The organism is Campylobacter sputorum (assembly GCF_002220775.1).
Classification (GTDB): domain Bacteria; phylum Campylobacterota; class Campylobacteria; order Campylobacterales; family Campylobacteraceae; genus Campylobacter_F; species Campylobacter_F bovis.
The window spans coordinates 794,145-810,826 of the sequence record NZ_CP019685.1; the positions used below are offsets into that span (position 1 = coordinate 794,145).

13 protein-coding genes and 2 pseudogenes are annotated in these 16,682 nt (G+C 28.3%); 7 read left to right on the plus strand and 8 right to left on the minus strand.

The annotated features are described in order from the left end of the window. Positions 1–7: 7 nt before the first annotated feature. The 6 genes and pseudogenes from CSPB_RS04055 to CSPB_RS09075 form a co-directional block, all read left to right on the plus strand. Complete coding sequence (locus CSPB_RS04055) at positions 8–1,273, plus strand: aminotransferase class V-fold PLP-dependent enzyme (RefSeq protein ID WP_089193250.1); 1,266 nt, start codon at positions 8–10, stop codon at positions 1,271–1,273. Positions 1,274–1,323: 50 nt separating this feature from the next. Continuing rightward, a complete protein-coding gene (locus CSPB_RS04060) occupies positions 1,324–1,884 on the plus strand; it encodes a c-type cytochrome (RefSeq protein WP_089193251.1) in 561 nt (186 codons plus the stop codon). A 78-nt stretch (positions 1,885–1,962) separates the two neighbouring features. Continuing rightward, on the plus strand, positions 1,963–2,589 hold the full coding sequence (upp, locus tag CSPB_RS04065) for a uracil phosphoribosyltransferase (protein WP_089182480.1): 627 nt from the start codon (positions 1,963–1,965) through the stop codon (positions 2,587–2,589). Between the two features lie 12 nt (positions 2,590–2,601). Continuing rightward, a complete protein-coding gene (gene luxS, locus CSPB_RS04070; protein WP_089182479.1) occupies positions 2,602–3,096 on the plus strand; it encodes an S-ribosylhomocysteine lyase in 495 nt (164 codons plus the stop codon). Positions 3,097–3,753: 657 nt separating this feature from the next. Continuing rightward, positions 3,754–4,017, plus strand: a pseudogene (locus tag CSPB_RS09070) (HAMP domain-containing protein); the annotation flags it as partial. 345 nt (positions 4,018–4,362) lie between these two features. Further along, positions 4,363–4,875: pseudogene (locus CSPB_RS09075) on the plus strand (methyl-accepting chemotaxis protein); the annotation flags it as partial. A 5-nt stretch (positions 4,876–4,880) separates the two neighbouring features. Here CSPB_RS09075 and murG read toward each other — a convergent pair. From murG to secA, 5 genes are all read right to left on the minus strand, one after another. Then, on the minus strand, positions 4,881–5,885 hold the full coding sequence (gene murG / locus CSPB_RS04080) for an undecaprenyldiphospho-muramoylpentapeptide beta-N-acetylglucosaminyltransferase (protein WP_089193253.1): 1,005 nt from the start codon (positions 5,883–5,885) through the stop codon (positions 4,881–4,883). Next, positions 5,872–7,056, minus strand: coding sequence for an FtsW/RodA/SpoVE family cell cycle protein (locus tag CSPB_RS04085; protein WP_089193254.1), 1,185 nt, complete (start codon positions 7,054–7,056; stop codon positions 5,872–5,874). Before CSPB_RS04085 ends, murG begins: the two co-directional genes overlap by 14 nt. Before the next feature lie 62 nt (positions 7,057–7,118). Next, a complete protein-coding gene (locus CSPB_RS04090; protein ID WP_089193255.1) occupies positions 7,119–8,183 on the minus strand; it encodes a tyrosine-type recombinase/integrase in 1,065 nt (354 codons plus the stop codon). 685 nt (positions 8,184–8,868) lie between these two features. Continuing rightward, positions 8,869–10,059, minus strand: a complete 1,191-nt coding sequence (locus tag CSPB_RS04095; protein WP_089193256.1) for an ABC transporter permease — start codon at positions 10,057–10,059, stop codon at positions 8,869–8,871. After that, positions 10,059–12,671 carry a preprotein translocase subunit SecA gene (secA, locus tag CSPB_RS04100; protein WP_089193257.1) on the minus strand — a complete coding sequence of 871 codons (2,613 nt, stop codon included), beginning with the start codon at positions 12,669–12,671 and terminating at the stop codon, positions 10,059–10,061. Before secA ends, CSPB_RS04095 begins: the two co-directional genes overlap by 1 nt. Before the next feature lie 109 nt (positions 12,672–12,780). Between secA and lolA the strand changes: the two genes are divergently transcribed. Further along, the gene (lolA, locus tag CSPB_RS04105) at positions 12,781–13,293 is read left to right on the plus strand and encodes a LolA-like outer membrane lipoprotein chaperone (RefSeq protein WP_089193258.1); all 513 of its coding nucleotides are present in this window, start codon (positions 12,781–12,783) and stop codon (positions 13,291–13,293) included. On the opposite strand, the gene CSPB_RS04110 is transcribed toward lolA, so the two are convergent. Genes CSPB_RS04110 through CSPB_RS04120 form a run of 3 tightly spaced genes read right to left on the minus strand, consistent with a single transcriptional unit; the run spans position 13,290 to position 16,561 of the window. Beyond that, complete coding sequence (locus CSPB_RS04110; RefSeq protein ID WP_052137574.1) at positions 13,290–13,847, minus strand: hypothetical protein; 558 nt, start codon at positions 13,845–13,847, stop codon at positions 13,290–13,292. The genes lolA and CSPB_RS04110 overlap by 4 nt on opposite strands. An 8-nt stretch (positions 13,848–13,855) precedes the next feature. Then, positions 13,856–15,157, minus strand: coding sequence for an ATP-dependent DNA helicase (locus CSPB_RS04115; protein ID WP_033915676.1), 1,302 nt, complete (start codon positions 15,155–15,157; stop codon positions 13,856–13,858). A 27-nt stretch (positions 15,158–15,184) separates the two neighbouring features. Beyond that, positions 15,185–16,561, minus strand: coding sequence for a phosphomannomutase/phosphoglucomutase (locus CSPB_RS04120; protein WP_089193259.1), 1,377 nt, complete (start codon positions 16,559–16,561; stop codon positions 15,185–15,187). Between the last annotated feature and the right edge of the window lie 121 nt (positions 16,562–16,682).

Sequence of the window (16,682 nt, forward strand, 5' to 3'; positions counted from 1 at the left end):
AAAGATATTGACTTTTGAAGATTTAAGAAAAGATATTATATTAAAAGATGGAATTTATTATTTTGATTTTACAGCATCTGGACTTGCTTGCAAGAGTGTAGAAAAGCAAATTTCATCGATACTTTTAACATATGCAAACACGCATTCTGAATGTTCAAGTTGTGCAAGAACAACAACACAGTATTATGAAAAAGCTAGAAGAGAGATTAAAAAACTACTTGAGTTAAATGATGAATTTTACCTTATGCCTTGTGGATACGGCTCAAGTGCGGCTATGAAAAAATTTCAAGAACTGCTTGGAATTTATATTCCACCAATGTTAAGAAATAGACTAAACATAAAAAATAGCGACATAAAAAATATACCTCTTTTTATAATCGGTCCTTATGAACATCATTCAAATGAAGTGAGTGCAAGATTGGCTCTTTGTGAGTGTGTTAGAATAAAATTTGATAATAATAAAAATGTCGATATGAATATGCTTGAAGATGTACTTAAAAAAAATCAAAATAGAGAGATAATTGCAAGTTTTAATGTCGCTTCAAATGTTACTGGAATTTTTAGTAACTATAAAGAAATATATAAGCTTATTAAAAAATATAATGGTATTTTAGCTCTTGATAGTTCTACTTATAGCCCATATGGAAATTTAGATTGTAATTTTTATGATGCTATGTTTTTATCTCCTCATAAATTAATAGGTGGTATTGGAAGTTCTGGTTTGCTTATAATAAAAAAAGAACTTTGCAAAAGCAATCTCCCAACTTTTGCAGGAGGTGGCACTGTTTCATATGTAAGTAGAATTTCGCAAAGTTTTACTCATGATAAAGAGCAACTAGAGCAGGGCGGAACACCTGGAATAATCCAGCTTATAAGGGCTCATCTTGCTTATAAGATAAGAAATCAATTGGGATTTGAAAATATAAAAAATAAAGAGTTAGAGCTAAAAAGTTATTTTGAGCCAAAATTTGAAAGTATAAAAAATATCATTACATATTATCCAAAAAACCAATCACGATTGCCTATTTATTCTTTTAATTTTAAAGATAAATCTCCTTATGATATAACAGAAATTTTAAGCAATAAATTTGGCATCCAAGCAAGAGCAGGGTGTGCTTGTGCTGGTCCATATGGTCATGATTTATTAAATTTACAAGATGATGGATATTTTAAAGAGCGTCCCGGCTTTGTTAGGATAGGATTACATTACACGCATAATAAAGATGATCTGGATTATTTACTTGGTGCTTTAAATGATATTTCTAATTATTAGCCTTTTTTTGATATAATCTTACTTTTTAAATTTAAAAAAGGATTTACTGTATGAAAAAAATTTTACATATTGCGTCTTTACTGCTTTTATCAAATATTGTTTTTGCTGCAGAAACTTATGTTATAGAAGCTAAAGGTGAATTTGGAAAAGAGCTTCAAAATTTGATACAAAAATATGCTAAAGATCAAAATGTAAGCATAAACACTTATGAACGCTCACAAGCACCGGCATCTACTGGTGGCGGGATTAGTTTTGGTGTAAATACAAACTATGCATACGATGTTAATAGGGGAGAAGAGCTATATAAAGCAAACTGTTTTAGCTGTCATGGAGAAAAAGGCACAAAAAGAGCTATGGGAACATCTAAGAAATTAAGCCAAATAAGTGCAGAAGAGATAGAATCTTCTTTTAGAGCCTATCAAGTAGATAGCGATCATGGCGGAAATTATAGAGATCTTATGAGACCAATTGCATTTAAAACTTCAAATCCAGAACTTGGTTCTATAATCGCTTATCTAAAAGGTCCAAATGCTTTGCAAAAAAGTGGTGCAAAAAACGAAAATAAAGATATACAAACAACGCCTACTCCACAAGGAAGTTATTTAAAATAAACTTTGAATATTTTTCAGTCAAAGCGAATTTAAATTTTGATATAATACCTTAAAATTTATTAAATTTTAAGGTATAAAATGAAAAATATTAAACTTATATCACATCCATTAATTGAACATAAACTAAGTTTTTTAAGAGATAAAAACACAGATCCTTTTCAGTTTCGCTTATTGGTTGATGAGATAACTTATTTGATGTTGTTTGAAGCTTGTAGTGATTTTGAACTAAAAGACACAACTATAAAAACTCCAATTTGCGAAACAAAATCAAAAAAACTAAAAACAAAAGTAACTATTTGTCCTATTTTAAGAGCTGCACTTGGTATGCTAGATGGTGTATTTAGGCTTATTCCAGATGCTAGTGTTGGTTTTTTAGGATTTCAAAGAAATGAAAAAACATTACAAGCTGAATTTTACTACTCAAAATTGCCAAAAGATGTTGAAAAAAATATAGTCATCATAATAGATCCTATGTTTGCAACAGGTTCTACTGCTATAAGTGCAGTTAAGCACTTAAAAGAGCAAGGCGTTAAAGACATTAAATTTATATCTTTAATAGCAGCACCGCAAGGAATTGAGAAATTTAGCAAAATTTATCCAGATGTTGATGTTTATTTGGCAGCTATTGATGAAAAATTAAACGAAAAAGGTTATATAGTTCCTGGACTTGGCGATGCTGGAGATAGGATATTTAATACATTATAAAAAGGATAAAAAATGCCACTTTTAGATAGTTTTAAAGTTGATCACACGAAAATGAATGCACCAGGAGTTAGGCTTGCTAAAACAATGAAAACGCCAAAAGGTGATGATATAAGTGTTTTTGATCTTAGATTTTGCAAACCAAATGTAGATATTTTGCCACCAAAAGGAATGCATACATTAGAGCATCTTTTTGCAGGTTTTATGAGAGAGCATTTAAATTCAAATAGTGTTGAAATTATAGATATTTCGCCTATGGGATGTAGAACTGGCTTTTATATGAGTCTTATAGGCATACCTTGTGAAGAAGAAGTTATAAATGCTTGGAGTAAAAGTATGAAAGATGTTTTAGATGTAAAAACACAAAATGATATACCCGAGCTAAACAAATACCAATGCGGTAGCTACGAAATGCACTCTCTTAGTGAGGCAAAAAATATCGCAAAAAATATTTTAGATGCAAAAATTTGCATTATAAATAACGAAGAAATTAAACTAAATATCATTTAAATTTAGTTTAATTTATAAATGAATTATTTTAATTACAATATTTATTTATATTGTAATTAAAATACCCAAAATAAACTACATTTCATTTAAATAAGTTCTGTTTTTATTACACTACAATTTAAAATTAAGAATACTTTTGATAAGATAATGGTTTATAAAAAATTAATATAAGGTAAAAATTTGTTTAAGTTAAACACAATTAATAAAAAAATTATCATTAGTATGGTTATTGTTCTTTTTGTAAGCTTTTTTATTCTTTTTATTATGATACAAAGAGAGTTTTATAATTTTACTAGAAATGCTAGTGAGGATAACTTAAATATGTTAAGTATGTCCATATATCAAACAGTAAAAACATCTATGAATACTGGAGATCCAGCCATTATAGAAAAAACTGTAAATGAAGCTAGTAGTATAAAAGGTGTTGAAAATTTAAACATATACCCATCAAAAGCAGTTATAGAAACTTTTGGATTAAAAGAAATTGTATTAAATGATGAAATAATAAAAAATCAGTTTATAAAACCAAATAATCTAAATTTACAATCCAAAGATGATAATGGAAGCTCTCATTTAAGGCTTGTAAGACCATTTTTGGCAAAAGATGAGTGTCTTATGTGTCATACATCTTCTAAAAAAGGAGATGTTTTAGGAGTTATGGATTTGTCATATTCTTATGATAAAATAGATGATGATATAGCAAAAAACTCATATAAATTTATATTAATAATATTAATAGCTTTTGTTATCACAATAGCCATTTTGATTTTTGTTTTAAAAAAAGTTGTTATAAAACCGATACTAGAACTTCTTAGTAAGGCAAAAAATTTATCAAGTGGAAATGGCGATTTAAGCGCTAGAATAAGCATAAAAAGTAGTGATGAAATAGGGCAGAGTTGCCAAAATATAAACTCTTTTATATCAAGCATTCAAAAAATCATTTCTACTGCTAAAACTAGTGCAAAAGATGTAGAAGATCAAACACTATTATTAAATGAGAGTTCAAATACTCTACTTGTTAGCTCAAATAAAGGAAGAGAGCAGAGCAAAGCATCATATGATATAGCTAAAAATATAGATGAAACTCTAGTTACTTCATCAAAGCTTGCACAAAAAGCTGATAAGCTAAATAAAGATTCATTAAATGAGTTATCAAATATGTTAAATTTACTCTTGGTAGTAAATAATCACATAAGCCTAGCAAGCTCAAAAGAACAAGATATATCAAATAGCTTGCAAGTTATAGTTTCTCAAACAAATGATATGAAAAATATAATAGATATAATAAGCGATATTGCAGAACAAACTGAGTTATTAGCACTTAATGCTGCCATAGAAGCCGCTCGTGCTGGAAGCGAAGGTAGAGGGTTTGCAGTTGTTGCTGATGAAGTTAGAAAATTAGCCGAAAAAACGCAAGAATCCATAGTAAATATAAACACAAATACACAAAGTATCATAAAAAATATCAATTCGCTTTATTCGTCACTACAAGAAAATGTAGATGGAATGAATAAATTAAATGAAAATGCAAATGAGCTATCATCTAAAGCTAAAATATCTGAACAAACTACCCAAAACGCTATAGAGGTAGCAAAAGAAATAGAATCAAAGATTATAGAAATATCATCTTTTATAAAAGAATTTTTGCAAGAAGCTAAAAATTCGGTTGAAATAAGCGACAAAAATCAAGCCATTTCAAAACAACTAGTTGATATAGCAAACAAACTAAACTTAGTAACTAAAAATTTAGAAGATGATTTAAATAAATTTAGCGTTTAGCTAAGTTAAGCCAAAATTTCATCAACTATTATTTTGGCTCCATTTTTTTCTATAATATTTGCTAATCCGCTAGAAATTTTGGCTAAATTTATATTGTCAATGTGTCGTAAAACAGTGTTTTTATCTACATTTTTTTGCTCTATTAAAACACAAAGATTTTTTTCATATAAAAACTTGGCATTATAAAACTGATGGTTTTTAGCGGCAAATGGAAAAGGTATAAAAATACAAGGAAGCCTGTTTGCACAAAGTTCCCAAAGCGAACTTGCTCCAGCTCTACTTATGCAAAGATCTGCGTTTTTCATACTTTCTTCTATGTTTTTAGAAAAAGCAAAAATTTCAGCTTCTACACCAAGTTCTTCGTATTTTTGTTTTATTTCATCAAATTCTCTCAAGCCACACTGATGGATTATTTTTATATTTTTTTCTTTTAGGCTTAAAGCTAATTCTAATGCTAGGGAATTTATAAATTTAGCCCCTTGAGAACCACCTAAAAACATTATAGTTTTTAGCTCATTTCGCACTCTTGCGGATTCAAAAAACTTTAAATTTACAGGATAACTATAAAATTTACCCTCATAAGAACTAAAAAACTTTTTGGCAAATTTTTTTATAAATTTATTTAACTTTCCAGTAATTGCGTTTTGCTCGTGTATATAAATTTCTTTTTTTGTTAAAATTCCAGCAAATGCAGTAGGAGCGGCACTATATCCACCAACACAAACTATTTTTTTTATATTATGCTCTCTAAAAATACTCATGCATTTAAATGAAAGTTTTATAGTATTTAATAAAGAAAAAAGCTTAGAAAAGCCTTTTTTATCCACAACTCCACTACTTGGTAAAAAATATTTATGCGTAAAATCATCATCATTTTCAAACCAAAGTTTATCTTGTCCGTTTTGCGAACCTATAAAAATAGTTTTTTCGCCTCTTTTATTTAACTCTTCGCAAAGAGTTTTAGCTATAATCAAATGCCCGCCAGTTCCGCCACCGCTAATTGCTATCATCTCTAACCTTTTTTGAAGTTTTCTTTGCAAGCATTAAAACCATTCCAATGCCAATACTTGTTGCAAGAAGTGAGCTACCACCATAGCTTAAAAATGGCACAGGAATTCCTTTAAGCGGGATTATAGAGCTTACACCATAAGAGTTTATTATAAAAGCTGTAAAAATCATAAGAGCAATACCTAAAGAAAATAGATGATAAACCTTATTTTCACTTCTTGCAGAAATTTTAAGTATCAAAAATATAACTATAAACATTAAAAAAGCAATAAAGCTAAAACCAACAAATCCTATCTCTTCGCTAATCCCAGCAAGCACAAAGTCTGTATGAACATCTGGCAAAAAACCAAGTTTATAACTTCCAAAACCAAAACCTTGTCCGTAAATAGAGCCATATTTGATAGCATTTAGCGAATTTGCAACTTGTCCGGTTTGCTCTAATACAACTTCCACTCTTAAATGACTGGCCAAATCATCAGGCAAAAACTTTAAAAAAATATCTTGAGCATAAGCCCACCAGTTTATTATACGATTAAGCCTATGGCTTGTGGATAATATCGCAACAACTGCAACTCCAATAGAAAGGATAAAACCCATCATAAAAAGCTTGAAACTAGTTCCTGCAAAAAGTGCCAAAAATATAAGTATAACGGCTAAAACGGCAATTTGTCCGAGATCATTTTGCATAAAAGCTATTAAAAATACATAAAATAAAAATAAAAGTATGTAAGGTATCAAAATTTTTATCTCGGTTTTAAAGCTTTTTTTACTACCATCAATCTTTCTTGAAAAACTCCATGCAAGACAATATATAAAACCTATTTTAAAAAATTCAACAGGTGATATGGCAAAAAATGGAGTATGAATCCATCTTTTTGCACCATTTACAACTCTAGCGATAGAAGAGGGCATAAAAGGCATCGAAATCATTAAAATAGTAAAAATTATAAAAAATAAAACCCCTATCCTAAAAAGCCACTTATCTGGATCAAGTCTAGATAAAAACCACATTATAAATATAGATAAACTTCCAGCTATAAACTGCCTTAATAAAAAGTGATACATAGGATAATCATTTCTTGCAACAAAATATATAGGCAAAGAAAAAGAAAAAATTATGCCTATTGTAATAAGCAAAGAGCAAACATAAAAAAGTGATCTATCTGGACTCAAATTTAAAACCTACATAGTAAAATGAATTTGATATTTTATATAAATTTAACTTTATTTTATATTTATTGCTCATTTAAATCTTCTGCAATTTTTGCTGCTAATTTTAACTTTTGTGAGTCAAAATGAGTATAAATTCTAGATGTATTTAAACTAGCATGCCCCAAAGCTTCTTGTATCAAAACCAAGTCTTTTTGCTTTTTATAAAGCATTGTAGCAAATGTGTGGCGAAGCATATGAGCACCATTTTTTTCTTTTCTAATGCCAGCTTTAAATAAAATTTGTTCTACAATTCTACTTACATAAGCTTGTGTTAAACGACCGCCATTTTTATTTATAAAAAGAAATCCTTCTTTATTGTTATAATTTGTTTCAAGTAAATTTAAATACTCACTTATTAAGTGTTGTTTTATCATAACGATTCTGTATTTATTGCCTTTGCCTCTTATCCTTATGACAAAAAGATCACCATCTTCTACAATATCTTTTCTTTTTAAATTTAAAGCTTCACTAACCCTAATTCCAGTAAATAAAATAAGTTTTATGATACATCTGTTTCTAGGGGTATTTGTTTTAAAATCACTCCCATCAATAGCATTTAAAAATCTTTTAACTTCATCTTCGCTCATATATTCAGGCAGTTTATTGCCACTATTTCCACTAATACCACCCCAATTTTTAAGCTCTATGTCAAAGATATGAGCAGAGCCATTTTCTTCATTTTGTTTATCCAAAAAACTAAAAAAATTTATAACACTTATCCTATAGTTTTTTTTACTAGCATCGCTTAATGCCCCTGTCGCACTTGCTAAAATTTCGCTTAATAACTCCTCATCAATTTGTTTTAAACTATCCAAATTATAAATCAAAAGTTGTTCATATATCTTTTTAAGTGGATTAAAATAGGTATTTACACCACCAATGCCAGCATTTCTTGCTTTTTTTACAAGTCCATCAAGCTCGTGTATATTTTCAACACCTTGCGTAAGAGAGTAATTTACTGATGCTAAAGCTTTTTGATCTCTTAAGTCTTTATTAGAAAGAGAGCTTATCTTAAATTTAACATATCTTGTAAGCCAAAAGAGAAGGGATGAGTTAAAATCCTCTTTACAATCTAATTTAAACTTCATAAAACACCTTAATTAAATTTAAACAATATTATACATTAAATATCTTTAAATAAGTTCATTTTTGTTTAGATTTGTTTTGAAAAGTACATAGAAATTTATCTTATATGATATCAGTATTTTAATACATTTTATTTTACTATTTGTAATTAGATAAAAGGTAAAATCGTAACTTATTTTATATTTTATATTGAAAACTATAATTTTCAAACTATTTTATATTTCCAGTTTTACTCTCTTTTTAAAATTTTCAAATCTCATATTTTAGCTAATTTCAAAGCTTTACTTTTTGAATGATAAAAAATTATCCGTTAAATTTGATATATAAAAATATGTATTTATATATGTATTATTTTATGTATATAGTATTTTAAATTTATTAAAATATTTCTATATAAAATAAAAATTTATAAATTTAAATATGATTACTTATAAAGAATTTATCTTTGTAGAAAACTAAATTTTACACTCCCCTATTTTCATATTTAGTATTGTATAATTTTAGGCTTTGAAGCTAGGGTTATAATCAAAAAAAATCAATTTTAGAGCATTCTATTATTTAAATTTTTAATATATTTTTTTGAAAAAATCAACAAAATTTACAAAATACACAATTTGTTTCTAAAAATCTATGGGTGCATTTTGCGATATAAGTCCTGATAGGTGGGGTAGATTAATACAAATTTACTTATTCATTTCTAAGAGTTTGCAAAACATCAATTTGCGTTGCTTTTTTTGCAGGATAATACGATGAAACCGCTACTATTATTATGGCTCCAACAACTATCATAACAAAATCCAAGATAGAAAGTTCCATAGGTAATTTTGAACTTCCATAGACATCTGCTGGCAAATTTACTATATCAAAGCTTCCAAGCAACCATACTCCAAAAAGCCCCAGTAAAACACCTATGATTATCCCTCCACCCCCTATTACACTACCAAGACAAAAAAAGCTTTTTTTGATCTCAGACTTACTAGCACCAAGAGCTAAAAGAAGAGCAATTTCTTGACGCCTATTCATAACAGTCATTAAAAGTGAACTTATAATATTTAAAGAAGCTACTAGTATTATAAGCATTAAAACTATAAAAAGTGCCCTCTTTTCAAGCTTTAAAGCTGAAAAAAAGTTGCCATTTTGTTCCCACCAACCTATAGCTCTTGCATTTTGTGGAAGTTGTGATTTTATAGTTTTTATATCATTAAATGGATCTTTTGAATAAACATGAATTCCATCATAAATTCCACTTTCATATCCTAAAATTTTTTGCAAGGCTTGATTTGTAACATACACATAGCTTTTATCATATGCTATAAGACCTGATCTAAATGTTGATTTTACATCAAACCTTTTTATCTTTGGCATGATGGAAAATCCACCAGCATCGGCTTTAGTAAAAATTAGCGTGATTTTATCATTTTGTGATAATAAAAACATATCACTAAGCCCTTTACCTATAAGTGCATCAAATTCGTCAAATTTTATATCTTTTATAGCATCATTTACAACTTTATTTATATCTTTTTCGTATTTGAAATCTACGCCAAATACAGCAACTCCTTCTAGTCTATCGCCGTATTTTGCAACACCTTGAGTTGTGATATATGGACTAAATTTGAGATTTGTAAATTTACTTCTTAGCTTATTTACATTTTCATCATTTATGCCGCCTTTTGTAAGACTAATTATGGTTATTGGGTAATTCATGGTAAAAAGTTTTCTCTCAAATTCTTTATCAAAACCATTCATTATAGCCATTGCTATTATTAATACCATAAGCCCTATGGCAACGCCAAGAAAAGCGAGTAATGCACTAAGCATTATAAAAGGCTGAGTTTTATCAAATCTTAAATATTTAAAAACAAGATATTTTACCATTAAGCAAAAAGACCTTTTTTAGGACCACTTTTTCCGCAACAATCTTTATATTTTTTGCCGCTTCCACAAGGGCAAGGCTCATTTCTACGAATTTTTCTTTCTTTATTTACAATGGGTTGTCTTTTTGAGTTAGTTTCTTGTTGTTCTTCATCTTTATTAAATTTGATATCTTCATTTTTTTCTTCAAGTTTTCTTAACGCTTCTTCCGCTTCTATATCTTCTTTTGTTTTAAACTGAACTATTTGAAGAGATTTTATACTATCAAATTTAAGCCTGTTAACAAGTTCAATAAAAAGATTATAACTCTCTTTTTTATACTCTACTAAAGGATCTTTATGATTATATCCTCTCAAACCTATGCCGGTTTTTAAAACATCCATTTGATACAAATGCTCTCTCCATGCAGTATCAACAACTTGTAAATAAAGCACTTTTTCTATATGTTTTCTTTGTTCCATATCAATAAAGCTCATTTTTGCTTCATAAGATTGTTCTAAAATTTGATTTATTTTTTGAGCTAAATCATCATAATCAAGTCCCAACAAATCTTCTTTTTGTATATGCGTACCACAATCATTTTCTATTATATTTACAACACCATCTATATCAAAATTATCTTTTATACTTCCGTGGAAAATTTCTAAGCTATCTAAAACATTGGCTATATACTCTGATCTATTTAATTTTATTTTATCACTTAAATCATAGTTTTTGTCAAGAAGTTCATTTCTATATTTATATATGGTTTTTCTTTGTTCATTTGCAACATCATCATACTCTAATATGTGTTTTCTTGACTCAAAATGCAAACTTTCAACTTTTTTCTGAGCATTTTCAACAGCCCTTGTTACCATTTTTGATTCTATATGTTCGCCATCTTTAATTCCAAGTCTTTCCATGATATTTTTTATCTTATCACTTCCAAAAATTCTAAGCAAATTATCTTCTAAGCTTAGATAAAACCTACTCTCTCCTGGATCACCTTGACGACCAGAACGACCACGAAGTTGATTATCTATCCTTCTACTTTCATGCCTTTCTGTTCCTATGATATAAAGTCCGCCAAGAGCTTTCATTTCATCACTTATTTTAATATCAACACCGCGTCCTGCCATATTTGTAGCTATAGTTACAGCACCTTTTGCACCTGCATCCATTATAATCTCGGCTTCTTTTTCATGGTTTTTAGCATTTAAAACTGAGTGAGGAATTTTTGCTTTAACCAAAAGCTCATGAAGTTTTTCACTTTTTTCAATGGAAGCAGTTCCTACTAAAACTGGCTGCCCGTTTGAATTTGCTCTTCTTATCTCTTTTATAACTGCTTCAAATTTTTCTCTTTCTGTTTTATAAATAAGGTCATTTTGATCTTTTCTTATAACAGGTACATTAGTTGGGATAGATATAACATCTAATCCATAAATTTGAGAAAATTCAGTAGCTTCGGTTTGTGCTGTTCCTGTCATACCAGAAAGCTTTTCATAAAGTCTAAAATAGTTTTGAAAAGTAATATCAGCTAAAGTTTGACTTTCTTCTTGAATTTTAACACCCTCTTTTGCTTCTAATGCTTGATGGAGACCCTCGCTATAACGCCTTCCCTCGCTAAGTCTTCCTGTAAATTCATCAACTATTACTATTTCTCCGTTTCTTACTACATAATCAACATCTTTGTGAAATATATTATGAGCTTTTAATGCTTGATCTAAATGATGGCTTAAGATTGCATTATCCAAACTATAAAGATTTTCTACCCCAAAAAGTTTTTCCGCTTTTGTAATGCCTTCTTCTGTTATCATTACGGTTTTGTTTTTTTCATCTATAGTAAAATCCCCAGTTGCTTTTTCCTCTGGAGTTTTGGGTGCTTCACCTCTTATCATTTGTTTTGCAACTTCATTTGCTCTTATATATCCATCTAAAGTTCTGTTTGTTGGACCAGATATTATCAGCGGTGTTCTTGCTTCATCTATCAAGATACTATCAACTTCATCGACTATTACAAAATTATGCTCTCTTTGGACTTTTTGATCTGCTGAAAATTTCATATTATCACGGAGATAATCAAAACCAAACTCATTATTTGTTCCGTAAGTTATATCAGCGCCATACGCTTCTTGTCTACTTTTGTCATCATGAATACCATTTAACACAACGCCAACACTAAGCCCTAAAAAGTTATACAAAACACCCATTTGCTGTGCGTCTCTTTTGGCAAGATAATCATTTACAGTAACAACATGAACACCCTTGCCGTTCATTGCGTTTAAAACAACAGGAAGTGTAGCGACCAAAGTTTTACCCTCGCCTGTTTTCATCTCAGCAATCTTTCCATCATTTAAAACCATGCCGCCGATTAGTTGAACATCAAAATGTCTCATATTTAAAACTCTTTTTGATGATTCTCTAACTATAGCAAAAACATCATTTAAAACTTCATTTTGAGTTTTTTTACCATTTATTATATCTTCTCTTAAAGCATTAAAAGTTGATTTTAGCTCATCATCGCTATAATTTTGATATTTTGATTCTAAAGCATTAATGGTTTTTATCTTTGAAAAATATTTTTTTACTTCTCTATCATTTTTTGTTCCAAAAACTTTTCTAATTGCTGAAATCATTATATAAACACCTTTTTTTAAATTTAAGCTAATATTTTATCATAGTTTATTTTATTTATTGTTTAATTTTTAGTGATAGTATTTGTTACAAATTTAAAAGGCATCTACAATGAAAAAAATATCTATCTTATTTACACTTTGTGTTATGGTTTTTGCAAATGATCTTGATTTTATGAGCTTAAAAAGCGACTTTATACAAACAGTAACAAGTGGTAAAACAAAGATTATTTATAAAGGAAGCCTTAGTGCAATAGATGATAATAAAGCTGTTTGGAACTACATAGAACCAACAAATAAAACTATATATTTTGGTTATGATAAAGTCATGATTGTTGAACCTGATTTAGAGCAAGTTATAGTTTCAAGCTTAAAAGATAGTCCAAATTTAACCAAAATTTTAAAAAGTGCAAAAAAAGTATCAGCAGACGAATATCAAGCGCTCCACGATGGAATAACATATAAAGTTAAATTTCAAAACTCGCTTCCAAGCGTTATAACATATAAAGATAAATTAGATAATTTTGTAGAAATAAAGCTAAGCAATACACAAAAAGATATTTCTATAGATAGGAATGATTTTATTCCAAATATTCCAGATAACTACGATATAGTTAAAAATTAATTTTCTCCAAAATCCTTACCGAAATTTGGATCTTTAGTGATGTCATATTCTTTTAAATTTGGGCTTTCTACGCTACTACCGCCATTATAAAATTCGCTTTGATTTGGTTTTTGTTCTAAATTTTGTATAGTTTGAGGTGGATTATATGGTTGTTTCTTTTCCATAGTTTTGCAAATATCAGTTGATCTAATAGCAGCTATTATTTCATCCATACTTGGCTCGCTTATGGTTTTTAATTCTATGATATACATAGCTTCTAAATCAACATTGTATCTCTTTCTAGCATATTCTAAAACCATATTTTTAAAGTTTTCTTTACCTTTAGAAGTCATTATATCTTCTACAAAATAGCTACTTATGATAACATTTATACTATCTAAAATTTTACCTTTATTTTCCATCAGATCTCTTCCTATAAGTTCAACACTCAAAGAAACTTTTCTAATGTTGTTTTTTTCAGCTTTTGAGTATAAATTTGTTTCAAAATTTTCTATATTTATCCCCTCGCTAAAACTAAAAGACAAAAAAAATAAAAGTAAAAATAAAACTTTCATAATAACTCCTATAAATTTATAAAGCTATTTTTTGCATAAAAATTAGCAACTTCTAAATTTATTGTAGCATTTTTTTTAATATAATTTTCAAAGTTTTCATTTCTATTGAAAATTATTTTTAAATTTTTTGGATTACTAGATCGAGAAAGTGCCACATAAAGCTGTCCTGAGACAAAAATTTTATCTAGATTACAAGTAAGATTATTTATACTCATTCCTTGCGATTTATGTATAGTAATAGCATAAGCTAATTTGAAAGGAAACTGAAAATAACTAGCTCTTACATTTTCTTTCATTTCACTACCATCAAAAGCATATTCGCTTAAATCATATTTTTGTCTAATGATATCTACCGTATTTCCATTTTCCATCAAAACTTTAACAAAATCTATCGTGTCGTAATTTTTAATGATATCTACTATCTCGCCTCTTTGGCCATTAAAAAACTCGCCCCATTTATTTGTAGTAAATATGATTTTTGCACCTATTTTTATCTTTAGCTCATCTGTTATATTTAGATTATTTATCCACTTTTGTAATATATTTTCATTTAAATTTTCATCGTAAATTTCAAAATAACCATTAGAAATTTCAAGTGGAGAATCAATGCTTTGGAGTTTTATCATATTTAGTTTATCAACTTCAGAATTAGTCCCAAAAAGCACACTTGAATCATTGTAATCTATATTATTTCTTAAAAATGATTTAAGATAATTTATCTCATTAACCCCAACATTTCCAACTCTTAGTTTTGAAAGAAAATCATAAAATATTTTATCATCTGTTCTTTTTGAGCCATAAAGTTCAATATTTACTAAATTTAAATCATTCCAAGCATTGGACGAAAAAGCATAAGTTAAATCAAAAAGAGTATTTGTAGACTCTTTTTTAACTGGCGGAAGTTGGTAAAAATCTCCAACTAATATAAATTTACCATTAAATTCGCTATTTGTAATGCGATAATAAATAAGTTCCATAATATCGGCTGAAACCATAGAAATTTCATCTATAACTATAAGATCACAACTCTTTAAAATTTCATTTAATTCTTTTAATTTCTGTTTATTTTTCTTATCATAAATTTTTAACTCATCATAATTTGAACAAATTCCTATCTTAAAAAAACTATGAAGCGTAACTCCACCTATGCCAACTGCACTTATACCAGTACTTCCAAGCACTATAACTTTTTTTGAGTTTTTTTGATAATGTTTTATAATTTCTAAAACCAAATAACTCTTTCCAACACCGCCGCCGCCAGTTAAAAATAGATTTGATTTTTTTAAAATTTCTAAAACTTTATCTAACAAAACTTATCCAAATTTACTAAACTAAATTTATAAACTAGATTTTATATCATCTAAAACTAAACTAAAGATTTTTTGCATTTTTTCTAAAAATTCTTTTGAGTTTGCCTCAAATCTTGTAACCAAAACAGGAGTTGTGTTTGAAGCTCTTACTAACGCCCAGCCCTCATCAAAATGAACCCTTATACCATCTATTTCTATAAGTTCTTTTATCTGCGGAAGTTCTTTTATTCCACTTTTTATTTTATCTTTTAAAATTTCTATGATTTTAAATTTATTTTCTTCACTTGTTTTTACTTTTATTTCGTCCGTACTATAAAGTCTTGGTAGTTTATCAAGCTCTTTATCAAGATCATAGCCTAGATATAAAAGCTCTAAAACCCTCATCATAGCATACATCGCATCATCAAAACCAAAATATCTCTCTTTGAAAAATATATGCCCGCTAACTTCGGCTGCTAAATCTATGTTTAGCTCTTTCATAGCTTTTTTTATGTTGCTATGCCCCGTTTTTCCTATAAAACTTTTGCCTATTTTGTCTATATAATCAAACATAATCTTAGAGCATTTTACTTCTCCTAAAACTCTTGGGTTTTTCATATTCAAAGTAAAAAGACAGGCAAGCTCATCGCCTTTGATATCTCTTTTTGGAGTTAAAATAGCAACCCTATCTGCATCTCCATCAAAAGCTATACCTAAATTTAAGTTATTTTCTGACATATATTTTTTTACATCTTTTAAATTTTCTTGTATAGTTGGATCTGGATGATGGTTAGGGAAGTTTCCATCTGGTTTTTCATAAAGAATAGTTGAGTTTAAATTTAATCTTTTACAAATTTCACCAAGAGTTATACCAGCAGTTCCATTTGCACAATCAGCCACGAAAGGAATTTTAAAGTCTTTTAAATGAGCGAATTCTTTTACAAAGAAATTTATATATTCACTTAAAATATCATATTTTTCTATGTTTGAATCTATTTTTATGTCTTTATCTAAATTTTGATTTAAAGCCTCAATTATCAAACTTTTAAGATATTGCAGATCTTTGCCAAAATAACTATCTTTAAAAATAGTAATCTTAAATCCATTGTATTCTTTTGGATTATGAGATCCAGTTATCATGATATTTGCATCAAATTTTTCACTAAAAACACTAAAATAACCAACAGGAGTTGGAGCCATTCCTATATCAAAAATTTTTATATCATTTTTTTTAAGCCCACTAACAATCCAAGAAAAAAGGTCATTTCTGCTAAGTCTTGCATCATATCCTATACTTAGTGTTTTTACACCTTTTTCTTGCATGATTTTACCGAGTTTTAACCCTATCAACTTAACACAACTCTCATTTAAATCATCGCCAAAGATACCTCTTATATCGTATTCTCTAAAAATTTGATCTATCATAATCTTACCTTTTATAAAATGATTTATAATCATATTTAAATTTTGATAAATAATTGATAAAAAGGATAATTTATACTATTTTTTAGCACTTATATATTTAAAGTGCTAAAAAATACTTGAC